21 protein-coding genes are annotated in these 23,659 nt (G+C 62.2%); 10 read left to right on the forward strand and 11 right to left on the reverse strand.

Going from position 1 to position 23,659, the window contains the following annotated elements; genetic code table 11:
- The first annotated feature begins 3 nt into the window (after positions 1 to 3).
- The 3 genes from AC070A_RS12360 to AC070A_RS12370 all read left to right on the forward strand — a co-directional run bounded on the left by AC070A_RS12360 (position 4) and on the right by AC070A_RS12370 (position 2,298).
- On the forward strand, positions 4 to 1,092 hold the full coding sequence (locus tag AC070A_RS12360) for an ABC transporter ATP-binding protein (protein ID WP_058320484.1): 1,089 nt from the start codon (positions 4 to 6) through the stop codon (positions 1,090 to 1,092).
- Between the two features lie 340 nt (positions 1,093 to 1,432).
- Positions 1,433 to 1,843, forward strand: coding sequence for a hypothetical protein (locus AC070A_RS12365; protein ID WP_057251024.1), 411 nt, complete (start codon positions 1,433 to 1,435; stop codon positions 1,841 to 1,843).
- A gap of 89 nt (positions 1,844 to 1,932) precedes the next feature.
- Positions 1,933 to 2,298, forward strand: a complete 366-nt coding sequence (locus tag AC070A_RS12370) for a GFA family protein (protein WP_058325398.1) — start codon at positions 1,933 to 1,935, stop codon at positions 2,296 to 2,298.
- 95 nt (positions 2,299 to 2,393) lie between these two features.
- On the opposite strand, the gene edd is transcribed toward AC070A_RS12370, so the two are convergent.
- The 5 genes from edd to AC070A_RS12395 form a co-directional block, all read right to left on the reverse strand.
- Entirely contained in the window at positions 2,394 to 4,214 is a 1,821-nt protein-coding gene (edd, locus tag AC070A_RS12375) for a phosphogluconate dehydratase (RefSeq protein WP_058325399.1), read from the reverse strand.
- A 195-nt stretch (positions 4,215 to 4,409) separates the two neighbouring features.
- Entirely contained in the window at positions 4,410 to 5,108 is a 699-nt protein-coding gene (gene pgl / locus AC070A_RS12380) for a 6-phosphogluconolactonase (protein ID WP_057251018.1), read from the reverse strand.
- An 8-nt stretch (positions 5,109 to 5,116) separates the two neighbouring features.
- Complete coding sequence (gene zwf, locus AC070A_RS12385; protein ID WP_057251016.1) at positions 5,117 to 6,592, reverse strand: glucose-6-phosphate dehydrogenase; 1,476 nt, start codon at positions 6,590 to 6,592, stop codon at positions 5,117 to 5,119.
- Between the two features lie 96 nt (positions 6,593 to 6,688).
- On the reverse strand, positions 6,689 to 7,975 hold the full coding sequence (locus AC070A_RS12390) for an NAD(P)/FAD-dependent oxidoreductase (RefSeq protein ID WP_112994588.1): 1,287 nt from the start codon (positions 7,973 to 7,975) through the stop codon (positions 6,689 to 6,691).
- 15 nt (positions 7,976 to 7,990) lie between these two features.
- Positions 7,991 to 9,427, reverse strand: coding sequence for a glutamine synthetase family protein (locus AC070A_RS12395; RefSeq protein WP_057251012.1), 1,437 nt, complete (start codon positions 9,425 to 9,427; stop codon positions 7,991 to 7,993).
- A gap of 124 nt (positions 9,428 to 9,551) precedes the next feature.
- Between AC070A_RS12395 and AC070A_RS12400 the strand changes: the two genes are divergently transcribed.
- From AC070A_RS12400 to AC070A_RS12410, 3 genes are all read left to right on the forward strand, one after another.
- On the forward strand, positions 9,552 to 10,736 hold the full coding sequence (locus AC070A_RS12400) for a BaiN/RdsA family NAD(P)/FAD-dependent oxidoreductase (protein ID WP_058320542.1): 1,185 nt from the start codon (positions 9,552 to 9,554) through the stop codon (positions 10,734 to 10,736).
- Positions 10,737 to 10,971: 235 nt separating this feature from the next.
- Complete coding sequence (locus AC070A_RS12405) at positions 10,972 to 11,118, forward strand: hypothetical protein (RefSeq protein WP_218372965.1); 147 nt, start codon at positions 10,972 to 10,974, stop codon at positions 11,116 to 11,118.
- Positions 11,119 to 11,470: 352 nt separating this feature from the next.
- Entirely contained in the window at positions 11,471 to 13,993 is a 2,523-nt protein-coding gene (locus AC070A_RS12410; RefSeq protein WP_058320479.1) for a methyl-accepting chemotaxis protein, read from the forward strand.
- A gap of 96 nt (positions 13,994 to 14,089) precedes the next feature.
- Here the strand turns inward: AC070A_RS12410 and AC070A_RS12415 are convergent, their stop codons facing one another.
- Positions 14,090 to 14,293: a hypothetical protein gene (locus AC070A_RS12415; RefSeq protein WP_057251007.1), complete on the reverse strand. Its 204-nt coding sequence runs from the start codon at positions 14,291 to 14,293 to the stop codon at positions 14,090 to 14,092.
- A gap of 89 nt (positions 14,294 to 14,382) precedes the next feature.
- Between AC070A_RS12415 and AC070A_RS12420 the strand changes: the two genes are divergently transcribed.
- Positions 14,383 to 15,252, forward strand: a complete 870-nt coding sequence (locus tag AC070A_RS12420) for a LysR family transcriptional regulator (protein WP_057251006.1) — start codon at positions 14,383 to 14,385, stop codon at positions 15,250 to 15,252.
- Positions 15,253 to 15,310: 58 nt separating this feature from the next.
- Here the strand turns inward: AC070A_RS12420 and AC070A_RS12425 are convergent, their stop codons facing one another.
- From AC070A_RS12425 to aceA, 3 genes are all read right to left on the reverse strand, one after another.
- A complete protein-coding gene (locus AC070A_RS12425; protein ID WP_112994587.1) occupies positions 15,311 to 16,420 on the reverse strand; it encodes a helix-turn-helix transcriptional regulator in 1,110 nt (369 codons plus the stop codon).
- Between the two features lie 281 nt (positions 16,421 to 16,701).
- Positions 16,702 to 16,941 (reverse strand): SMc00767 family acetate metabolism repressor, encoded by a 240-nt coding sequence (locus AC070A_RS12430; protein ID WP_034800815.1) that lies wholly within the window; start codon positions 16,939 to 16,941, stop codon positions 16,702 to 16,704.
- 134 nt (positions 16,942 to 17,075) lie between these two features.
- Positions 17,076 to 18,365, reverse strand: a complete 1,290-nt coding sequence (gene aceA / locus AC070A_RS12435) for an isocitrate lyase (RefSeq protein ID WP_112994586.1) — start codon at positions 18,363 to 18,365, stop codon at positions 17,076 to 17,078.
- Positions 18,366 to 18,593: 228 nt separating this feature from the next.
- On the opposite strand from aceA, the gene AC070A_RS12440 reads away from it, so the two are divergent.
- Positions 18,594 to 20,003 carry a helix-turn-helix domain-containing protein gene (locus AC070A_RS12440; RefSeq protein ID WP_112994585.1) on the forward strand — a complete coding sequence of 470 codons (1,410 nt, stop codon included), beginning with the start codon at positions 18,594 to 18,596 and terminating at the stop codon, positions 20,001 to 20,003.
- On the opposite strand, the gene AC070A_RS12445 is transcribed toward AC070A_RS12440, so the two are convergent.
- Together AC070A_RS12445 and AC070A_RS12450 are read right to left on the reverse strand one after the other, a co-directional pair.
- A complete protein-coding gene (locus AC070A_RS12445) occupies positions 19,997 to 20,980 on the reverse strand; it encodes a fatty acid desaturase family protein (protein WP_113736746.1) in 984 nt (327 codons plus the stop codon). The two genes, AC070A_RS12440 and AC070A_RS12445, sit on opposite strands and share 7 nt — an antisense overlap.
- A gap of 55 nt (positions 20,981 to 21,035) precedes the next feature.
- Positions 21,036 to 21,230, reverse strand: coding sequence for a hypothetical protein (locus AC070A_RS12450; protein ID WP_162727986.1), 195 nt, complete (start codon positions 21,228 to 21,230; stop codon positions 21,036 to 21,038).
- 83 nt (positions 21,231 to 21,313) lie between these two features.
- On the opposite strand from AC070A_RS12450, the gene AC070A_RS12455 reads away from it, so the two are divergent.
- A complete protein-coding gene (locus AC070A_RS12455; RefSeq protein ID WP_057250997.1) occupies positions 21,314 to 22,408 on the forward strand; it encodes a polyamine ABC transporter substrate-binding protein in 1,095 nt (364 codons plus the stop codon).
- A 104-nt stretch (positions 22,409 to 22,512) separates the two neighbouring features.
- On the forward strand, positions 22,513 to 23,655 hold the full coding sequence (locus AC070A_RS12460; RefSeq protein ID WP_057250995.1) for an ABC transporter ATP-binding protein: 1,143 nt from the start codon (positions 22,513 to 22,515) through the stop codon (positions 23,653 to 23,655).
- Positions 23,656 to 23,659: the final 4 nt, after the last annotated feature.

Raw genomic sequence — 23,659 nt, forward strand, 5'->3', positions numbered from 1 at the left:
GCAATGACGGGTCTGCTGCTTAAAGATATCCGCAAGTCCTACGGCGCGGTCGATGTCATTCACGGCATCAATCTCGACATCAAGCAGGGCGAGTTCATCGTCTTCGTCGGTCCGTCCGGCTGCGGAAAGTCGACGCTGCTGCGCATGATCGCCGGTCTCGAGGAGATCACCGGCGGCGACATGTTCATCGATGGCGAGCGCGTCAACACCGTGCCGCCGTCGAAGCGCGGCATCGCCATGGTGTTCCAGTCCTATGCGCTCTATCCGCATATGACCGTCTACGACAACATGGCCTTCGGCATGCGGATTGCCAAGGAATCGAAAGAGGAGATCGACCGGCGCGTGCGCGCGGCCGCCGATATCCTGCAGCTCACCAAATACCTTGATCGTCTGCCGAAAGCGCTTTCGGGCGGTCAACGCCAGCGCGTTGCGATCGGCCGGGCGATCTGCCGCGACCCCAAGGTCTTCTTGTTCGACGAGCCGCTGTCGAACCTCGACGCGGCCTTGCGCGTTGCCACCCGCATCGAGATCGCCAAGCTCAACGAGCAGATGGCTGACACGACGATGATCTATGTCACCCACGACCAGGTGGAGGCGATGACGCTCGCCGACCGCATCGTCGTGCTGTCGCAGGGCCATATCGAGCAGGTGGGTGCGCCGCTGGAACTTTACGAGCGGCCGGCCAATCTCTTCGTCGCGCGCTTCATCGGCTCGCCGGCGATGAACATCATCCCCTCGGCGATTACCGCCACCGGCGCGCAGACCACGGTGAAGCTGACCGGCGGCAAGAGCGTCACGCTCGATATAGCCACGGACGCATCGCAGAACGGCAAGATGGCGAGCTTCGGCGTCCGGCCGGAAGACCTGCAGGTCTCCACTGGCGAGGACTTCCTGTTCGAGGGCACGGTCGCCATCGTCGAGGCACTTGGCGAAGTGACGCTGCTCTATATCGAAGGTCTGGTCGACAAGGAGCCGATCATCGCCAAGATCCCCGGCATCCTGCCGGTTCATCGCGGCGACAAGGTGCGCTTCACCGCCGACAAGGCCAAACTGCACCTGTTCGATGCTGACGGTCGCAGCTATCGCGCGTAAGCAATTCCAGGAAAAGTGCGCAGCGGTTTTCCGTCCGGAATTGCGGCCTGGAAGATCAGTTCCAGGAAAAGTGCGCAGCGGTTTTCCGTCCGGAATTGCGGCCTGGAAGATCAATTCCAGGAAAAGTGCGTAGCGGTTTTCCGTCCGGACTTGCGGCTTGGAAGATCAGTTCCAGGAGAGGTGCGTAGCGGCCCTCCGTCCGGATTTGTCTAACGAACAGATGGTCATCTCGACCCGCCCGTAAAATCGGGCGGGTTTTTTCAATGCAACCTACGGATCAAACCCTCTGTTAAATCTCTGCCGCTAATCTGTTTCAAAAGGGGATAGGAAAGGCATATCGATGAGAGGCGCGGCGCCCGCAATGCAGCAGCACTTCCTGAACAAGGAAGAGTCCTTCATGTACGATCGGGAAGCGAACTTTCCGATGGAGGACACACGGAACGAGGCGCGCATCGAATATACCGAGAAGGGCATGACGCAGCTGAGTTCCCGCCGCTGCGAGATCATCAAGCTCTCCAAAAGCGGCGCCGTCATCAGTATCCTGACGCAGTATCAGCTTCCGCAGAACTTCTATCTCGATATCCCGAGTGCCCGCATCCAGATGGTCGGCTGCCTGCTGAAGCGCGTGCATGCCAACAACGTCATCGAAGCGCGGTTCCTCCGCCTGCTGACCGACCGCGATCTCAATCGGATCTTCGTTTACAGCACCCATCCGAACCATCGCAACCGAACGCTCGATATCTATCGCTGAGGCCGAACGCGGCTTGAGGTGTGGGGCTTGACCGTCCTGTCGGCGCAATGAATGGTTGCGGTCTTATTCAACAGACTCGGACCGGAACCATGCAGCGACCCTATCGGCTTTCCTGCCATTGCGGCGACATCGCAGTCGAGGTTGACGAGGAGCTTTCTGGCCTCGTCGAATGCAACTGTTCGACCTGCCGGCGCTCCGGCTTCCTTCATTGGAAGGTGGACGCCGCCAAGGTGAAGCTGCTCACCGAGAAACGTCGCCTGTCGAGCTACATCTGGCGCGGTCTCAACGAGGGCCATCACTTCTGCCCGACCTGCTCGACGCCGATCATGCGCGGCGGCTATCCGGACAACAAGATCTCCATCAATGCCCGCTGCATCGAAGGAGTCGATGTATTTACGCTGGAGATCGAGCGCTACGATGGGCGCAATGACATGTTCCCCGGTCCGCTGCCGTAAGCGGGCAGTGAGGGCGGAGAGCTTGCCGCTGCCTCGAAGAAAAGTTCGCTAGAAAAGGGCGCCGCCCCGGCTGAGGAGGCGGCGCTATTTGCGTCCTAGTGGAAGAGAACGCTCGCTCCATGGTCGGCAGCGCCTGCAATCGCCCGGAACGGCGCGAAAAGCTCACGGCCCATGCCGAAATCGTTGTCCGAGAGGTCGGCATGCGCAGGTACCCGCGTCTTCAGCGCGATGTCCTCGACCAGCACCTCGATCGTCCCGGCGACCGCGTCGATGCGCACGATGTCGCCTTCCTGGATGCGGGCGATCGGCCCACCGTCCTTGGCTTCCGGGGTGACGTGGATTGCCGCCGGCACCTTGCCGGAGGCGCCGGACATGCGCCCGTCGGTGAGGATGGCGACGCGCTGGCCGCGATCCTGCAGGATGCCGAGCACGGTCGTCAGCTTGTGCAGCTCCGGCATTCCGTTCGCCTTTGGGCCCTGGAAGCGCACGACGGCGACGAAATCGCCCTCGAGCTTGCCCGCCTTGAAGGCGGCATTGAGCTCGGCCTGGTCGTGGAAGATCTTGGCCGGGGCCTCGATGACGTGGCGATCCGGTTTCACGGCTGAAATCTTGATGACCGCCTTGCCGAGATTGCCGGTCAGCATCTTCAGGCCGCCGGTATGCTGGAAGGGTTGGTCGATGGTCGCAAGCACCTTCGGGTCGGCGCTTTCCTTCGGTGTCGGCACGCGCTCGACGCCGCCGTCGGCTCCAAGCCGAACGTCGATCTTGTAGGCATCGAGGCCCTGGCCGACGACGGTGTGCACGTCATCGTGCAGCAGCCCGCCCCGCAGCAACTGGCTGATCAGGAAGCCCATGCCGCCGGCGGCATGGAAGTGGTTCACATCGGCAAGGCCGTTCGGATAGACGCGCGCGAGTAGCGGCACGATATCCGAAAGCTCGGAGATATCCTGCCAGGTGAGCACGATGCCGGCGGCACGCGCCATGGCGACGAGGTGCATCGTGTGGTTGGTCGAGCCGCCGGTCGCATGCAGGCCGACGACGCCGTTGACGATCGAGCGCTCGTCGATCATCTCGCCGGCGGGGGTGAACTCGTTGCCCATGGCGGTGATCGCCAGCGCCCGCTTGGCGGCTTCCTTCGTCAGCGCGTCGCGCAGCGGCGTGCCGGGATTGATGAAGGAGGCGCCGGGCAGGTGGAAGCCCATGATCTCCATCAGCATCTGGTTGGAATTGGCCGTGCCATAGAACGTGCAGGTGCCCGGCCCGTGGTAGGACTTGGACTCTGCTTCGAGAAGCTCGTCGCGGCCGACCTTGCCTTCGGCGAAGAGCTGGCGCACCCGCGCCTTCTCGTCGTTCGGGAGGCCCGAGGTCATCGGACCTGCGGGCACGAAGATGGCGGGCAGATGGCCGAAGGTCAGCGCCGCAATGACGAGACCCGGTACGATCTTGTCGCAGACGCCGAGATAGACGGTGGAATCGAACATGTTGTGCGACAGGCCGACGCCGGCAGCCATGGCGATCAGGTCGCGCGAGAAGAGCGAGAGCTCCATGCCCGGCTGCCCCTGGGTGACGCCATCGCACATGGCCGGCACACCGCCGGCAACCTGTGCGACGCCGCCCGCTTCGCGCGCCGCATCGCGGATGAGCGCCGGATAGGTCTCGAACGGCTGGTGCGCCGAGAGCATGTCATTATAGGAGGTGATGATGCCGAGATTGGCCACGCGGTCGCCCGCAAGCGCCACCTTCTCGGCGGGGGAACAGACGGCAAACCCGTGCGCTAGGTTGCCGCAGCCGAGCACGCTGCGGTGCGGGCCGCTCGACGCCGCCCGGCGGACGCGGTCGAGATAGGGTTCGCGGTGCGGTTTCGAGCGCTCGACGATGCGAGCGGTGATCGCGGCAATGCGGGAATCGGCGGACATGGCAAATCCTGTTCCGGAGCCTTGAAGCTCCTCATCTTCATCCAGTCATCGGTCCGGAGCGCGGCGAGCTTGGGAGAGCGCACGTCGCGTCCCGGCATGTTCTCAGAAACACTTTCCCGTTCCGGCGGGAGCGCGCCACCGGCTGAACGTGTCTCCACTTTGATATTGGGCCAATTCAACCCAACAGCAGTCGATCTACGGCGCCCAATAAATCTGCACCGGCGATGCGGCACGGCGCAGCATCGCGCGGATCGGCATGTCCTTCTCGTCGCCGGCCTCTTCAGCCTTGGCGAGAACGGTCTTCTTGCCTTCGCCTTCGATGTGCAGCACCAGAAGCCGCGCATCCTGAAGGCTGGCGAAGGTCAGCGTCAGGCGGGTTTCGCCGGCACCTTCCGCCTCCATGGTGATCACGCCGCGCGGCGTCGCCGGATCGATGGCACGCGCGAGTTGCGATCCGCCCGGGAAGAACGACGCGGTGTGCCCGTCCGTTCCCATGCCGAGAATGGCGACGTCGAACGGCGCGCCGATTGCTGCCGTTTCCCGGCTTGCGATTTCAGCGGCCGCCTCGGCGGTCGGGGCCGCATGGTAGAGCGGCAGGAACTTGGCCGCGGCCGCCTTGTCCTGAAGCAGGTTGCTGGCAACCAGGCCATGGTTGGAGCGATCACTTTCCGGCGGCACGAAACGTTCGTCAACGAGCGTCACGGTTACCTTGTCCCAGGCGATGTCCTTTTTGGACAGCGCCTTGAAGAAAGCCTTGGGGGTCGAGCCGCCGGAGACTGCGATGCTCGCCGAACCGCGTGCTGCAATGCCGGCAGAAAGTGCGCTGCTTACGGCGTCAGCCAAGCCCTCTGCGAGTGCCGCACCGTTTTCAAATGTATGAAGCTCTGTCGTCATGGTCGCACCTATATCGCATCGTTCCAAGTGCGGCCGTCGCGCTCGATCAGCGCGATCGACTGGCTCGGACCCCAGGTGCCGGCGGTATAGCCCTGAACCTGCTGCCCGGTTTCCTCCCAGGCCTTCAGGATCGGGTCGACCCACTTCCATGCGGCCTCGACCTCGTCGCGGCGTACGAACAGCGTCTGGTTGTTGCGGACGACGTCGAAGAGCAGCCGCTCATAGGCGTCGGCATTGCGCACGGCAAATGCCTCGGCAAAGCTCATATCGAGCGAAACGTTACGCAGGCGCATGCCGCCCGGGCCAGGATCCTTGATCATCAGCGACTGCTTCACGCCTTCGTTCGGCTGCAGGCGAATGACCAGCTGGTTGGCGGAGATACGGCCGGCGTTGTTGTCGAAGATCGAGTGCGGAATCTGCTTGAAGGTGATGACGATTTCCGACATGCGGCCGGCAAGGCGCTTGCCTGTACGGATGTAGAAGGGCACGCCGGCCCAGCGCCAGTTGCTGACCTCGGCCTTGATCGCCACGAAGGTCTCGGTGTTCGAAACGCCGCCTTCGAGCTCTTCGAGATAGCCCTTGACCGGACCGCCGGCAGAGGCGCCGGCGCGGTACTGGCCGCGCACCGTCACCTGTTCGACGTTGGACGAGGTGATCGGCTTCAGCGCGCGCAGAACCTTGAGCTTTTCGTCGCGGACCGCTTCCGCGTCCATCGAGGTCGGCGCTTCCATGGCGACGAAGCAGACGAGCTGCAGAATGTGGTTCTGCACCATGTCGCGCAGCGCGCCGGCCTTGTCGTAATAGCCGGCGCGGTTTTCGAGGCCGACGGCTTCCGCCACGGTGATCTGCACGTGGTCGATATGGGCGGAGTTCCACAGCGGCTCGTAGAGCGCATTGGCAAAGCGCAGCGCCATCAGGTTCTGCACCGTCTCCTTGCCGAGATAGTGATCGATGCGGAAGATCTGCTCTTCGCGGAAGACCTTGCCGATCGTGTCGTTGAGCTCGGTCGCCGATGCGAGGTCGCGGCCGATCGGCTTTTCGACGACGATGCGGGTATTCTTGGTGATCAGCTTGTGATCGCGGATGCGTTCGGAAATGTCGCCGAAGATCGCCGGGCCGACGGCGAGATAGAAGGCGCGGATACGCTCCTTGCCCTCTTCGAGGATCTTCTTCAGCGCATCCCAGCCCTGGTCCGATTTGGCGTCTACAGAAACATAGAACAGGCGCGCGGCGAACTTGGCGACTTCCTCTTCCTTGTACTCATCAGCCTTCAGATGTTCCTTCAGCGCATCGACGGCGAATTTGCGGTAGTCCTCATGGCTGAGTGCTGCGCGCGACGCCCCGATGATGCGGGTCGGCTCGGTGATCTGGCCTTCCAGTTGCCGGTGATAGAGCGCCGGCAACAGCTTGCGCTCCGCAAGATCGCCGGTGCCCCCGAACACCACATAGTCAAATGGTTCGACGGGAATGATCTGGCTGCTCATGGGATATCTCGATCTGTTCAGGTCACGGACACATATAATCTAATCGATTTAAATGCGCTAGGGTGCGGCGCAATAAAATGCCGCCGCGAGGGCTTCTCAGAACCTGTCGCGTAATGCGTACCAGCTTAACGCGAGGAAGAGAAGGGCGGAGCGGAACCGTGTACCACCGGGAAAAGCCGGGATTTTCAGGGCTTTCAGCAGATCGAGCTCGGTATCCTTGCCGAGCGCCAGGTCGGCATAGAGCTTGCCGCAATAGTTGGAGAGCATCACGCCGTGGCCGGAATAGCCGCCGATCGAGGTGACGCCGGGCATCACTTCGCGACAGAAGGGCGTGCGCGGCATGGTGATGCCGACCGAGCCGCCCCAGGCATGGGTGATCTCGATATTGGCAAGTTCCGGATAGATCTCGCTGATCTGCCGGCGGATGTGGGTCGAGATATCGAGCGGATTGTCAGCGGTATAGGCCTCGCGGCCGCCGAAGAGCAGCCGCCCGTCCCGCGACTTGCGGAAATAGCGCACGACGAAGCGCGAATCATCGACCGATTCGCCGCCGGGAATGACCTTTGGGTGGTCGGAAAGCACCGTCGTTGCGCCGATGAAGGAGCGGATCGGCATGACGTGGCTGGCGCTCACCGGCTCGAGATTGCCGATATAGGCGTTGCAGGCGACGAGCGCGCGGTCGGCGGTGATCGTGCCGCGGTCGGTGGTGATGACGATCGTGCCGCTTTGGCGCTCGATCTTGGTTGCCTTCGTCTGCTCGAAGAGATTGGCACCGGCAAGGGCGGCCTGTTTCGCAAGGCCGACCAGCAGCTTCATCGGGTGGATATGGCCGGTGCCGGCATCGCGGATGCCGAAGTGGTAGTGGCTCGATCCGAGCCGGCTTGCGGTTTCCTCCCGATCCATGAAGGAGAGATGCGGATAGCCGAAGCGCGTTGCCATCGCTTCCGCATGGTCGCGATAGTCTTTTTCGAGGCTCTTCTTGTGGCCGACCGAGAGCTGGCCGGGCACGAACTCGATGTCGATTTCGTGGGCGCTTGCGAAGTCGAGCACATAGCGCTTGGCATTCTCCGCCATGTCGAAGAGCGCCTGTGCCCGCTCATGACCAAGGCTTGTCTCGGTCTCGTCCGCCCAGGCGCGCTGCCCGGTGCCGAACTGGCCGCCATTGCGGCCAGAGGCACCGTCGCCGAAGCGGCAGGCGTCGATCAAGGTGACGTCGACGCCCTGCCGCGCCAGGTTCCAGGCGGCCTGCAGCCCGGTATAGCCACCGCCGACGATCGCGACGTTGGCTTTCCGCGATCCGGGCATGGCGGGATACTCCGGTCGATCCGGAACGGTCGCCTCATACCAGGAGTAACCGGGCGAGATCGGGCTTTGCCAGGGCATGGAGAACCTCTGAGGTCAGACGTTGAGAAGCAGGAATTCGCGTTCCCAGGGACTGATGACCTGCATGAAGGTTTCGAACTCGCCACGTTTGACGCCGGCATAGATGGCGATGAACTCAGGGCTCAGCACCTCCGCAAGCGATGGTGCCGATTCGAGCAGAGCGACAGCTTCGAGCAGGCCGCGCGGCAGGTCGATCTCGCCCTCGTTGGCCGTGTCCTCGGTCGGTGCCGTCGGCTCCCGCTGTTCGACGATGCCGAGATAGCCGCAGGCAAGCGAGGCCGCGAGCGCCAGGTAGGGGTTGGCATCCGAGCTCGGCAGCCGGTTCTCGATGCGCCGGGCGACCGGTTCCGACACCGGGATGCGGAAGGCGGTCGTGCGGTTGTCGTAGCCCCAGGCGGTATTAACCGGCGCCGACATGTCGGGCGTCAGCCGGCGGAAGGAGTTCACATAGGGCGCCATCATGACCAGCGTGCGCGGCACGTAGTGCTGCATGCCGCCGATGAAGTGGAAGAATTCCTTCGATGCCGATCCATCCGGGTTCGAAAACAGGTTCCGGCCGGTGTTGATTTCGACCACCGACTGGTGGATGTGCATCGCCGAACCCGGCTGGCCCTGCATCGGCTTGGCCATGAAGGTGGCATAGATGCCGTGTTTCAGCGCCGCCTCGCGGATCGTGCGCTTGAACAGGAAGACCTGGTCGGCCAGCTCGATCGGGTCGCCGTGGCGAAGGTTGATCTCGAGCTGCGCCGGTCCCTCTTCATGGATCAGCGTGTCGATTTCGAGACCCTGCTTCTCGGAGAAGTGGTAGATGTCGTCGATCAGCTCGTCGAACTCGTTGATGCCGGCAATCGAATAGCCCTGACCGCCAAGGATCGAGCGACCGGAGCGACCCTTCGGTGGATGCAGGGGATAGTCAGGGTCGTCATTGGTGGCGACGAGGTAGAATTCGATTTCCGGTGCGACGACCGGTTTCCAGCCCTTCTTCTTGTAAAGGTCGACCACGCGCTTCAGGACGTTGCGCGGTGTGTAGCTGATCTGCTCGCCCTGCGAACCGACGATGTCGCAGATCACCTGCGCCGTCGGGTCGGTCTCCCAGGGCACGACCGAAAGCGTCGAGAGATCAGGCACGAGCTTGATGTCGCTGTCGCGCGAATCGTAGCGGAACTGCCCGGTTTCGTCAGGATACTCGCCCGAGATCGTATGCCGGTAGACGGCCGAGGGGAGCGCCAGCGAGGTGTTGGACGTGAATTTCGAGGTCGGCATCATCTTGCCGCGCGGCACGCCGGCAAGGTCGGGCGTGATGCATTCGACGTCTTCGATGCCGCGGATCTTGAGCCAGTCCGTGGCTTCCTTCCAGGTCTTCACACCACGGAGGGAGTGCAAGGCGGGGGGTATTTTCGAAGTTTTGCTGATTTTCGTTGTTTGTTGGGCAGCACTTCTCTTGGAGGGCATAAATCACCGGTTTTGGCTTCGGATGACGCATCATAACCACAGATTGGCAATTGGCTAGATGGGCTTGGTCATTGACTTTCTTCTTTGCCACCGGGAAGGAAAGACAAAAGAGCTGGGGTGTTTCGTGGCTGAGAAGAAGGATGTGGTCATCATCGGCGCCGGTGCCGCGGGCATGATGTGCGCCATCGAAGCGGGCAAGCGCGGCCGCCGTGCGGCTGTGCTCGACCATGCCAAGGCACCCGGTGAGAAGATCCGCATCTCCGGCGGTGGTCGCTGCAACTTCACCAATATCCATGCGGGGCCGAAGAACTTCCTTTCGGCAAACCCCCATTTCTGCAAGTCGGCGCTGGCGCGCTTTACGCCGCGCGATTTCCTTGGCCTTGTCGAAAAGCACGGCATCGCCTGGCACGAAAAGACGCTCGGCCAGCTCTTCTGCGACCACTCGGCCAAGGACATCATCAGGATGCTGCTCGCGGAAATGCGCGATGTGCACGCCGAGTTGCGGCTGGAGACAACGATCGAAAGCGTCGAACGCCACGGGGCGGGCTTCCGCGTCATGACGGATGAGGGGCCCATCGATGCCCAATCGCTCGTCATAGCCAGCGGCGGCAAGTCGATCCCGAAGATGGGTGCGACCGGGCTCGCCTACCGGATCGCCGAACAGTTCGGACTTGGCATCGTCGAAACGCGGCCGGGCCTCGTGCCGCTGACCCTCGATCCGGCGCAACTCCAAACGATCGGCGAACTGGCGGGTGTCGCAGCCGACGCCGAAGCCCGGTTCGGCAAGGCGGCCTTTCGCGAGGCGGTGCTGATCACCCATCGTGGCCTGAGCGGCCCGGCGATCCTGCAGATCTCTTCCTATTGGCGCGAGGGACAGGAGATCGAGTTGCGGCTGATGCCCGATATCGACATCGCCGCGATCCTCAAGGAGATCCGCCGCACCCACGGTAAGCAGGCGGTGCAGACGGCGCTTGGCGATATCCTGCCGCGCCGGCTCGCACAGTTTTTCGCCGACGGCGCGAAGCTGACCGGCCGTCAGCTTGCCGACCTCTCGGACAAGACGATCAACCAGCTTTCGGCCTCGATCCAGGCCTGGACGATCAAGCCCGCCGGATCGGAAGGCTATCGCACGGCCGAGGTCACGCTCGGCGGCGTCGATACCAAAGGGCTCGATTCCAAGACGATGCAGGCGAAGGCGGTGCCGGGGCTCTACTTCATCGGCGAATGCGTCGATGTGGCCGGCTGGCTCGGCGGCTACAATTTCCAATGGGCCTGGGCATCGGGCTTTGCTGCCGGGCAGGACGCCTGATCTCCCCGCTTTTGGTGGGTCGTGCTTCAGCGATTGTTAACGGGTCTGATCGAACCTTGTTTCTCGTCGGCACAGCCGGCGGTTGGTGTGATCGGATTGTCGCGTAAACGGAAATAACACTGTTTCCTATTTTTTGACTTTCCTCCGCCACGGCATGGCTGCAATATACGTGTGACTGGCAAGCCGGTTCATCCGGGCCGATGGTTGCCGGTGAATGTGACAAGGACAGGATGCCATGAACCAACCACGCCGCCGTCCCCGCGCCATCGCGGTCGCCCGCACCGATGAAAGCCGTCAGCAGAAGGCCGCGATCACGCGCCTCGCCCTCATCGCTTTCTTCGCTGTAGCTGCGCTCGCAACCGTTCCGGACCTTTGGTTCTGATCTCAGGCAACCGGCCCTAGACGGCCGGTTCCTCGGGCGCCATTGAAGCGCCCCGCGCCCTTCGGATTTTCTACCGCAGGCGAAACGCGCTTATATAAATTTTAATCGTTCAAATTGGATAGTGCGACGATGTGAGTTCGTCAGGTCCACGTTGCCTAGGAGTGGTGACGCGGATCCGCAATGATTGCCGACGGACTTGCGGCGTGCGCCGTATGATTTTCCGAAAAACATCAGCCTGTTTGCGCATCGGGTGGCTCTCGATCGCTCGCACCTTCACGCCCTGTCGTTGAAGGCGGAGACGTCTCGAGCTGCCGGGGGAGGCGAATGCGAGCTGCGAGCCAAGGTGTTTTCAATGTTCATTGATAGAATTCTTGCCCGTTTCAAGATCCAGACGAAGGTGCTCTTTTTCATCCTGCCCTTCGTCGTCAGCATCTGTGCCGTCGGTATCACCGGTCTCTATGCATCCGGCCTGCTTCAGGGCCGCATGGAGATTTCCAACAGCGTGCTGCAGACATTGAGCGGCTTCAAGGATGTCTATGCGGGCATGAACGCCTTCCTGCATTCGACGACCGAGGAAACCAGGCAAGCCGTCCAGTCGAAGATTTCGGCCCAGAAGGACGTGCTTGCGGCAACGGCCGCACAGGTCGCCGGTCAGAGTGGTCAGGATGAGCTGACGGCCGCGATCGCCGCCACAAACGACATCGAGGCACGAATTGACGGCCTCTGGAAGCTGCATGTCGGCGAGCAGGAGCTGCGCGCAGCGATGGCTGCCAACCTCGACGCGCTGCTGATCGAGCGCTCCAAGATCAACGAGGAATCGAACCGGCTGCAATATGCCGTGCGGAAGAACGAAAACGCTGCCAAGACCATGTTGCGTGAAGCCGAGAAGCTGATGCGCGCCAGCCGCTTCTTCAACGAGTTCGGCACCGAGGTCAGCAAGGCGATCACCGTCGACGATAAGCTGAAGGCGGTCAAGGAACGCTTCCCGATGATCGGCCGTACCGAGCGTGACATCTTCCGTCTGCTGCCGAAGGACGAGAAGTCGCTTGCCGAAACGATCACGTCGGCCTCAAGCGAGATCGGTTCGCTGCTGAAGGCGCCCGCCGGCCCTGAGACGCTTGCCGGCATCTCCAAATATGTCGACCGTTTCCGCACTGCGAGCTTCCGCCTGGAGGCGGCGTCGGTCGGCAAGATGCGTGACGCGACGCGGATCTTCGCTGAGCTCGACGAGCAGATCGTCACGACGGAATCGGTACTGACTGCAACCCGCCGGCTCGCCGCGTCGATCACCGACATCCAGATTTCCGCTGCGACTTTCATGGGGCAGACGAATGAAGAGAACCGCCAGAAGCTGCTCGACAAGTCGCTTGCCGTTCAACAGAACATGGCGACGCTGCGTGGTGTTGCCAGTGACGGCGCTTCCTTCGACAAGATTGCCGATACGCTGATGCCGATCCTGACGGCGATGAAGAAGGATGCCGCAGCGCTCGTCGAAATCACCGTCAAGCGGACCGCCGACTTCGACGCTGCCGGCCAATCGATCGACCAGATCTGGGGCGATCTCACCGGCTTTGCCGAGCAGCAGAAGGTGGCCGCCGGAACAGAACGCCAGGAAGCAAACCAGATCTCGGTGGCCGCAACCGTCGGCGGCGTCGTCATCGCGCTGCTTGCCGGCATTGCGTTGACGCTGACGTTGAAGAAACCGATCGGCCAGATCACCGCTGCCATGCGTCGCCTCGCCGATGGCCGCCTCGACACGGCGATCGACGGCGACGCCCGTCGCGACGAAATCGGCGACATGGCGCGCGCGCTCGGCGTCTTCAAGGAGAACGCGCTTTCCAAAGTGCGTATCGAGGCTGAGAGCGAAGAGCAGCGTACCCGCGCCGAAATGGAGCGCAGCCGCAACGATCAGGAAAAGCGGGAGCTCGATCGTCAGATCGATCTGGCCGTCAGCGAGCTTGCAGCCGGTCTCGGCCGTCTCGCGCAGGGCGACCTCTCGCGCCAGATCGAGGTTCCGTTCCACGGTCGTCTCGAACAGTTGCGCGAAGACTTCAACGGCTCGCTGATCCGGCTGCAGGACACGCTCTCCCAGATCCGTGCCAATGCGCAGGCGATCCAGGAAAGCGGTTCCAGCATGCATCATGCCGCCGACTCGCTGTCGAAGCGGACGGAAGCCCAGGCGGCCTCGCTTGAAGAAACCGCTGCTGCGGTCGACCAGATCACCGTGACCGTTCGCTCTTCGGCCGAGCGTGCCGGCGAAGCCAACCATGCCGTGATCCAGACGAAGCGCAGCGCCGACAGCTCGGCGACCGTTGTCACCAACGCGATCGCCGCCATGGGACGCATCGAGGAGGCCTCGCGCCAGATCGAGCAGATCATCGAGGTGATCGACGACATCGCCTTCCAGACGAACCTCTTGGCGCTGAACGCCGGCATCGAGGCGGCGCGCGCGGGCGAAGCAGGCAAGGGCTTTGCCGTTGTCGCCCAGGAAGTGCGTGAACTGGCGCAGCGCTCGGCAGAGGCCGCGCGCGAGATCAAGGGGCTCATCAACAAGTCGACGAACGAGGTCAATGCCGGTTCGCACCTGGTCAAGGAAACGGGCGAAGTGCTGGCATCGATCAGCGCGCAGATCGTCACCGTCAGCCAGCATGTGGAGATGATCGCGACCGCTAGCCGCGATCAGGCCGTTGCGCTCAACGAGGTCAACGGCTCGGTCAACCAGATGGACCAGATGACACAGCAGAACGCTTCCATGGTCGAGGAAGCCACGGCGACGAGCCGGTCGCTCGCGCACCAGGCCGACACGTTGATGATGCTTGTCGAGCAGTTCCGGCTGGAGCCGCAGGCAGACGACTACAATTACCGGGCCGCCTGAGGCGGCCGGCAATCGAATTCGCTGACGGCGGACGTTCCGCCTTCAGGCGAAGGCACGGCAAACCGGTATCGCCGTGCGACATAACAAGGGCAGGGGCTAACATTGCACCGCGTGGCCGCAGGGCTCCGCGGTGCTCTTTTCTTCAGCGTCAAGGCGCCTCATGCGCCGCTGGGCAATCCTGACGGACAGGGCGTTAAAGAGGCGCCGAAGATATCCCGGCGGCTTCGGATCGAAGTCTTCGTCCCAACGCCGGTTCTTCAAGGCCATGTCGGCGATATAGACCATTGCCATCATTTCCATGGTGATGCTCCTCACTTGGTGGGCATCACGTCTTTTATGCATCCAAAGCAGTTTTACATACACCGGATATCGCGCTATATTTTTCAGTAATGAAAAACCTGGATTGGGATATCTACCGCTGTTTCATGAGCGTGGCGCGCACCGGGGGCCTGACCGGCGCGGCACAGGCGCTCGGTTCGAGCCCGGCCACGGTCGGGCGGCGGATGCTGGAGCTCGAGGAGCGGACGGGCCGCGCCCTATTCCTGCGCAGCCAGACCGGCTATCAGCTCACTGGCGACGGTGAGCTTCTTTTCGAGCAGCTTCAGGAGATGGAGACGGCGGCGCGCCTGGTCGAAAGCTGGCGGCGCGAGGGTGAAGGCGCGACAGTCCGCATCACCGTCGGCACCTGGAATGCCTGGCTTCTTGCCGAGAATTTCCCGGCACTTTGCAGCGAGAGGGATGGTTTCAGCCTGGCGATAACGGTTGGCGAGACACGCGCAAGCCTCGCCTATCGTGAGACCGATATCGGCATCCGTGCTTTCGAGCCCGAGGAAAGCTATCTGGCGGCGAGCCTGATCGGTGACGTCGCCTACGCCGCCTATCGCCAGAAGAACGCAGCGTCAGCTGCCAACAGTCGGTGGGTGGCCGTGGGCGAAGAGGAGGCGATCTCGGCCTATCTTCGCTGGCCTCACCAGCAGGCAGAGGGCAGGATCGTCGCGACGATCACACGGCCGCGTTCGCTCCTGGATCTCGCCCGTGCCGGCGCCGGGTGCGCCGTGCTTCCCTGTTTCGTCGGCGATCTCGATCCGATGCTGGAGCGGGCGGGTGACGAAATCCCGGCGCTCAGGCATCGGCAATGGATCGTGATGAACAACGAGGATCGGCACCGAAAGGAAATCCGCACGGTGGTCGATCGCATGACGAAGCTGTTGCGTAGCCATGCTGACGTCTTTGCCGGAAAACGGCCGCGTCGCGGCTGAGCATGCGCGCGACCGGCCCGCATCCAGAACGACGGGTCGTGGGTTCTGGCGCCTTCGGTCAGCGCATCAGGAGCTTGACCAGGGCGGCCTGAGAATTGACCCGGGTCTTGGAATAGATGCTTTTAAGCTGCGTACGGGTCGTCTCGTAGCTGACGCCGTTGGCATGCGACATTTCCTTCAGCGTCAGGCCGGCAACGACGCCTGACGCGATGCGGTTTTCGGCCGGCGTGAGGCCGTAGCTGTCTTTCAGGTGGGTGAGGCGTTGGTCAAAAACCAGCGAGGACGCCGGCTCGACCAGCACCGCGACGGTGGGGCCATCGAGGAGTTCGGTGAAGATACTGGCGCTTCGCCGGACGAGCGTGATCCGAAAGGCGCCATTCTCCGCGGTCCTGACGATGCGAACCTGCGGCTGTGCGGGAGTGCCGACCGGTGAGGCCAGAAGCTCCAGTGCCGCGTTGGCTTCCGGTTCGTCCATGAACAAGCGTCCGCCGATCGTGACGCGAAACGGAGAGCCCTTCGCCGCCATCCGCTGCGCGCTCTCGTTCATGGAGCGGATGCGAAGATTGTCGCCGACATAAATGGCGCCGACACCGATCGTATCGAGCAAGGTCTGGCCTTCGTGCTGCTCCGCCACCATCAGGTCGCGCCGGCGCAGGAAATCGAAGGCGCGTTTCAGATGAGGGGCAAGAAGGGTATATTGATCGGCTGCCTGCCGGTTGAGTTCCTCGTCCGTGGACGATGTACAGGTCGATACGAGCAATGTGCGCGTCGCGCTGCGCACGATGGTAACGCCCACGGTGGTCTCGCAGCCGGTCTGGCCCTTCAGCCAGTCATTGTAGAACTCCGACTTCACCAGATCAGCGCGCGAGACAATGTGTTCGCCGGCGAGACCGCGGCCCACGGGCACGAGCACGGACTTCGGTATCCAGGGATTGATCGCCGCGAAATGGCTGTTGAACTGATCGATCGCCTCCGGAGTAAAGCCGGAGACATAGGGCACGCATGCCGCTGGCGATGTGAGATCGTGGTAATGGAGCGCCGAGCGCCCGCCGGGCATCGTCGTGGTCAGCCGGTCAAGAAAGTCCTGCCAGCTGCAGTCACCAAATGCGGCGCCGTAGATCAACTCCGTCAGTTCGGCCGTATCTGCAGCTTTCGTCGATCGATGCATGCGCACCTCTGCCTAAGGTAGGTTCGGCTAATATAGGCAGGAGCGGGCGGTTCGATCAACCTGAAATAGTGGGTTGCCGGTGATCGTTGCATCGTGAACGATCACCGCGAGCACGGAAAGGCCGGCATCGCTGCCGGCCTTTCCGATCTTGTGCGCCGAGATCTCGCGCTGCAGTTTCAATGATGTTCAACGATAAATTGTGCTTCGAACGAAAGATGCAGCGAGCGGACGAAGCGAGACGGATGAAAGCAAGGCCATCGCAAGCGTCATCGCCACGAGTGTCATGGCCTGCCCTGGGTCACGATGACCGGGATCAGGAGGTCGCCCCAGTTGCCTTCACCGCCGTGGTGGCGGGCCGAGCGAACGAGCTCGACCGAAACGCCGGCATCGACGGCCTTCATGACGGACTGGTTGAGGCGGTGCAGGTCGTTGGCGACCATGCGGATCGCTGCCTGCTGGTCCGGGGTCATCGCCGAAGACTGTTCCTCGGCCCGTTCCTTGACGCGTGTCTGGACTGTCATTGGACTTCTCCTTGAGGTTCGAGGCTAGAGTGGGATGCGGAGGCGTGTCTGCGGTTTCCGTCCGTGTCCCGCTCTGATTTATGAGGATCGGCAGGAGCGCAGCGGGCAGGGATTGCCGCGCTCCCGCCGGGCTTTCACTCCGCGGCCGGGCGGAACTGGTCGTGCTCGGTCGATTCCTTCATCGCGGTCGTTGAGGACTGGCCACCGGTAATCGCCATCGAAACGGCGTCGAAATAGCCTGTGCCCACTTCACGCTGGTGCTTGGTCGCGGTGTAGCCGTTGACCTCGGCTGCGAATTCCGCTTCCTGCAGCTCCGAATAGGCGGCCATCTGTCTCGCCTTGTAGCCGCGCGCCAGTTCGAACATGCCGAAGTTCAGCTGATGGAAGCCGGCAAGCGTGATGAACTGGAACTTGTAGCCCATCGCGCCCAGCTCGCGCTGGAACTTGGCGATCGTCGCGTCGTCGAGGTTCTTTTTCCAGTTGAACGACGGCGAGCAGTTGTAGGCGAGCAGCTTGCCCGGATGCGCTTTGTGCACGCCTTCGGCGAACTTGCGGGCCTGCTCCAGATCTGGCTTCGAGGTCTCGCACCAGATGAGGTCGCAATGCGGTGCATAGGCGACGGCGCGGGCGATGCAGGGCTCCAGCCCGTTCTTCACCTGGTAGAAACCTTCGACCGTGCGTCCGGCGTCATAGTCGACGAAGGGACGATCGCGCTCGTCGATGTCAGAGGTCAAAAGCTTTGCTGCTTCCGCATCCGTGCGGGCGATGACCAGCGTCGGCGTGCCCATGACGTCGGCAGCAAGCCGTGCCGCGTTCAGGTTGCGGATATGGGCGGCCGTCGGGATCAGAACCTTGCCGCCGAGGTGGCCGCACTTCTTTTCAGACGCGAGCTGGTCCTCGTAGTGCACGCCGGCAGCACCTGCCTCGATGAAGGCCTTCATAATCTCGAAGGCATTGAGCGGGCCGCCGAAGCCGGCTTCGGCATCGGCAACGATCGGCGCGAACCAGGTGTCGACCGAAAGACCCTTGCCTTCGGAGGTCTCGATCTGGTCCGCACGCTGCAGCGTGCGGTTGATGCGCTTTGCGAGCTCGGGCGCCGCATTGGCCGGATAGAGCGACTGGTCCGGATACATTGCCGAAGCGGTGTTGGCGTCGGCAGCAACCTGCCAGCCGGAGAGATAGATCGCCTTCAGGCCGGCGCGGACCATCTGCATGGCCTGGTTGCCGGAGAGCGCTCCAAGCGCGTTGACGAAGTCATCCTCGTGAATGAGTTTCCACAAGCGGTTCGCGCCCATTTCGGCCAGCGAATAGCGGATCTCGACCGACCCGCGCAGCCGCTTCACGGTCTCGGCGGTATAGGGGCGTTCGACGCCATCGAAGCGGCCTTGCGGTGCGCTCGGAACCAGCTTGTAAAAATCAGTCATTACATCCTCCTGTCAAAATCGGACATCCATTCGACTTTCGTCGCACGGCGCTTTGTGTTTCGAGTTCATGTGACAGGTTTTACATTGCGCTGCGATATTCGGCTATTGGAAACAATGAAATGGCCTGGTCAAAAGGGTTATCTTGTCTTGCCTTTGACAGAAGCGCGAAGTAAATTTGTAAAAAGTGTAAAGCGTCGCGTTCGTTGCAGATTGTAAAGGTAGTTACAAATGGCCGAGAACAAGATCTTCGCCGGTCCGCGGGTCAGGCGTATTCGCAACGGTCTCTCGCTGACGCAGACGGCCATGGCCGAGGCCCTCGGCATCTCGCCGTCCTACCTCAATCTGATCGAGCGCAATCAGCGGCCGTTGACTGTTCAGCTGCTTTTGAAACTCGCGTCGGTCTACAAGGTCGATCTCGACGAGCTGCAGGGAGAAACCGGTGGCAGCCTCACGCAATTGCGCGAGGTTTTTGCCGATCCGCTGTTGTCAGCCGAATTGCCCGGAGAGCAGGAGCTGATCGAGGTGGCGGAAGCCGCCCCCAATGCCGCCGGCGGTGTCGTCAAACTCTATCGCGCCTATCGCGAGCAGGCGGCGCGCCTGAAGGACCTCGCCGACCTGCTGGCGGGGCAGGGGCATATGGAGGCGCTTTCGGGCACGCGGCTGCCGATGGACGAGGTGCGCGAAACCTTCGAGGCGCGACCCAATCATTTTGCTGCGATCGAGGCAGCGGCGGAAGCCTTTCATGAGGCTCTGTCGCCAGGCGATGATCTCGTGGGTGCACTCAAGAATTGGCTGAAGAAGGAGCATGGCCTGGTGGTGCGCAGCCTGCCGGCGCATGCCATGCCCAATCTGCGCCGCCGTTTCGATCGGCATTCCATGCGCCTCTTCATCTCCGAGCGGCTATCGCCCTATGACCAGCTCCGCGAGATCGCCATGGAGGCCGTATCGATCGCCTGCCATGAGGCGATCATCACCGAACTCGAGCCTTTGCGTTTCTCGACGGCGGAGGCGCGCCGCATCGCCCGTTTCGAGCTTGCGCGCTATGGCGCGCATGCGCTGATGATGCCCTATGCCGCCTTTCTCGCCGCCGCGCAGCGCGCGAAGTATGATGTCGACGTGCTGCGTGCGCGCTTTCAGGTCTCCTTCGAGCAGGCAGCCAATCGGCTGACCATGCTGCAGCGGTCGGGCGCACAAGGCGTGCCCTTCTTTCTGATGGAGATCGACAATGCCGGCCACCGCTTGCGGCGGGCCGGCGCTTCAGGCTTCCCGCAGGCGAAATTCGGCGGCGGCTGTCCGAAGCTCAATATCCATGCCGCCTTCTCGGTGCCGGGGCAGGTTCTGGTCGATCGTGTCGAAATGCCCGATGGCGCTGCGTTTCTGACGGTGGCGCGCACGCTGGATGGCCCGCAGGCGGCGTTTCAGGAGCGGGTTCGGCGCACGGCCTTACTCCTCGGTTGCGAAGCGTCCTTCGCTGATGAGGTGGTCTACGGTGCGGGGATGCCGCCGGCGGTCGCGATTGGTGCCGCCTGCCGGCTCTGTGAACGGCAGGGCTGTCTGGCACGCGCCGAGCCGCCGGTCACGCGGCCGCTGGGGCTCGATGAGATGGCGACCGGGCTCAGCGTTTTCGATTTTCAATAGCTGACGGGATGCTGGTTCGGCAGCAGCGGTGCATCCGGCGCGAAGCATTCCGCCGGAAGGCCCGTCGTATAGCCGCGGGTGATATGCGCCTTGTCCGCATAGGCCTTGTTGCGCATCAGGATCGCGTGCAACTCCGGCAGGTTGTAGAACGGCACGCCCGGATAGAGGTGGTGCTCGAGGTGATAGTTGATGTTGTGGGGGGCGAAGAACAGCGTCTCCCAGGCATGCGGATAGACCGTGCGTGAACTCGTGAGTTCGTCGCTATAGTCCATGCTGCCAAAGTGCTCGGCGACGCTGCGTATATAAAGGAACAGGCAGAAGAAAGTGAGGAACGGCACCACCCAGTAGAGCGCCACTTCCCGCCAGATGCCGAGCAGCGTGAAGATCGCCGCGGCGGCCACATAGAAGCCGATGCGCAGCAGCTTGTATTGAAGCGTCGAGCGGTCGTTCTTTCCCATGCGTTTGGCCATGTGCAGCATGTCGCGCAGCGAATTGACCGCAACGAGGTAGCCAAGCAACTGTGTTATGCCGCGAGCAAGCTTCTGCGGGAAGGTGAATTGCGGCATGCCGAGCTTCGCCGTCCAGTCCGGATCCTCGTCGGTATTGGCATGCTGGTGGTGCGCGAGATGGTTCTGGCGATAGCCGTCGACGGTGGCAAGCACCGGCCAGGCGAGCAACAGGTCGCTCATCCAGTCGCTGAGTTTTCTGTTGCGGACGATGCGGTAATGCGCGGCCTCGTGGATCATGCAGCCGTGTGCATGCATGCGTCCGGCGATCAGCACAACGGCGAGCAGATAGACCAGCGGATTGCTGGCATATTCGCTGACGGCGATCGCCGCTGCGATCATCACCCAATCGAAAGCGATTGCGCCCAGCGCCTTGTGCGGCTCGAGCACGGAAAGGCGTTTCAGTTCCTTCGGGTCGATCCTGCGGCTTCGTCCGCCTGTGGCCTTCTCGCCAACGATCTTCTCGCCCATCGCAATACCCAAGCCTTGATGCACAACCGGCCGGAAAATCGCACGGCGATCATGGTTAATCAATTGTAAACGTCGGTCCGTACATGTCGAGCATCGACATGGTTAACTGCGGCGAGCGGTGACGCCCGGTTTGAGCAGCCGCCCGGCGGCTTGCCATAAGTGCCCGATTTTCCTTGGCTTGTGAAAAACACCGACCGATGCGGCGGCGCCTTTTGTTGGCACGAAAGCGCTTGAGGTTATCGAGAAACATGCCTAACCTCCGGCCTGAGCGAAGCGGATTGGACGGTGTCCCGGCATGCCGGGCCCGATACGAAAAATCAAAAGGGGAGTTGTATGTCCAAGCTCATCGTCACAACCCTGGCGGCAGCCGTACTGGCCGGTTCGACCATGCTGGCCTCGGCGCAGGAGCGCGTGGTCAACGTCTACAACTGGTCGGATTACATCGACAGCAGCATTCTGGAAGACTTCACCAAGGAGACCGGTATCAAGGTCGTCTATGACGTCTTCGATTCCAACGAGATCCTGGAGACGAAGCTGCTCGCGGGCGGTTCGGGTTACGACGTGGTCGTGCCGACGGCAACCTTCCTGCAGCGGCAGATCGCCGCCGGCGTGTTCCAGAAGCTCGACAAGTCGAAGCTGCCGAACCTTTCCAATATGTGGGACGTGATCATGGAGCGTACGGCGAAGTACGATCCGGGCAACGAATACGCCGTCGACTACATGTGGGGCACCACCGGCATCGGCTACAATGTCGACAAGATGAAGGCGATCCTGGGCACGGACGAGAAGCCCAACTGGGACGTGATCTTCAAGCCGGAACTGGCGGCGAAGTTCAAGGATTGCGGCATCCACATCCTCGATTCCCCGACCGACGTCATGCCGTCGGCGCTTGCCTATCTCGGCCTCAATCCGGATAGCCACGATGCTGCCGATCTGGAAAAGGCGGCCGAACTCCTGGCAAGCATCCGTCCCAACGTGCGCAAGTTCCATTCCTCGGAATACATCAACGCGCTCGCCAACGGCGACATCTGCCTTGCGGTCGGTTTCTCCGGCGACGTCTTCCAGGCCCGTGACCGCGCGGCCGAAGCGAAGGCCGGCGTGACCGTCGACTATGCGATCCCGTCGCAGGGTGCGCAGATGTGGTTCGACATGTTCGCGATCCCTGCCGATGCGCAGCACGTCGAGGAAGCCCATGCCTTCCTCAACTACATGATGAAGCCGGAAGTCGTCGCCAAGGCATCGAACTACGTCTTCTACGCCAACGGCAACAAGGCCTCGCAGCAGTTCCTCGACAAGGCCGTTCTGGAAGATACCGCCATCTATCCGTCGGAAGAGGTGATGCAGAAACTGTTCACGGTGACGCCCTTCGAGGCGAAGGAACAGAGGGTATTGACCCGACTCTGGACAAAGGTCGTAACCGGCCAGTAAGAGCGGAAAACGAATTGCCCGGACCTCAAAATCCGGGCAATTTTCTTAATGGGCGCCGGGGAAAACAAGAGCGCCCAATCGGCTGTATCATTCGGGGATAGATGATGAAGTCTCTCGGCAGTATTCGGCGGTCCTTTGCCCCCTGGGCGGATCCCGCTTCCAAGCCATTCATTTCCGTCAAGAACGTGACAAAGCGGTTCGGCGATTTCACCGCCGTCGACGACCTTTCGCTTGATATCTACACACGCGAGTTCTTTGCGCTCCTCGGCGCCTCGGGCTGCGGGAAGTCGACGCTCCTGCGCATGCTTGCCGGCTTCGAGCAGCCGACGTCGGGTGAGATCATTCTCGACGGGCAGAGCCTCGCCGGCATCCCGCCCTACCGGCGGCCGGTCAACATGATGTTCCAGTCCTACGCGCTCTTTCCGCACATGACGGTCGAGAACAACATCGCCTTCGGCCTCAAGCAGGACGGCATGCCGAAAGCGGATATCGCTGCGCGCGTCGCGCAGATGCTGAAGCTGGTGAAGCTCGAAAAGTTTTCCCAGCGCAAGCCGCACCAGCTTTCCGGCGGCCAGCGTCAGCGCGTCGCGCTCGCCCGCTCGCTTGCCAAGCGGCCGAAGGTGCTGCTCCTCGACGAGCCGCTCGGCGCGCTCGACAAGAAGCTGCGCGAGGAAACCCAGTTCGAACTGATGGACCTGCAGCAGGAACTCGGCCTCACCTTCGTCGTCGTGACGCACGACCAGGAGGAGGCGATGACCATGGCCGACCGCATTGCGGTGATGAGCCACGGCAAGGTCATCCAGGTCGCGACCCCGGCCGAGATCTATGAGGCGCCGAATTCCCGTTTCGTCGCGGACTTCATCGGCGACGTCAACATTTTCGAAGGAGCGGTCGGCGGGGCTGACGGCGGCTACGTGCGCCTTGAAGGCACCAACGGCTTCCCGATCCGCATGGCGTCGCCCGAAAGACCGGCTACAGGCGGCAAGTCCGCCGTCGCCGTCCGCCCGGAAAAGATTCGTGTCAGCCGCCAGCCGCCGGCACACGCGCCCGTCAACGCCGTCCAGGGGGAGATCTGGGATATCGGTTATCTCGGCGACATGACCGTCTTCCACGTGCGCCTGAAGGACGGACGCGTGATCAAGGCGTCGTCGCTGAATGCGGTGCGCGCGGTTGAGGATCCGCTCGGCTACGACCAGGAGGTCTGGATTTCCTTCGGCGAAGACGCCGGCGTCGTTCTGAAGGATTGAGACC

Source organism: Ensifer sp. GW101-20A05, assembly GCF_059424735.1.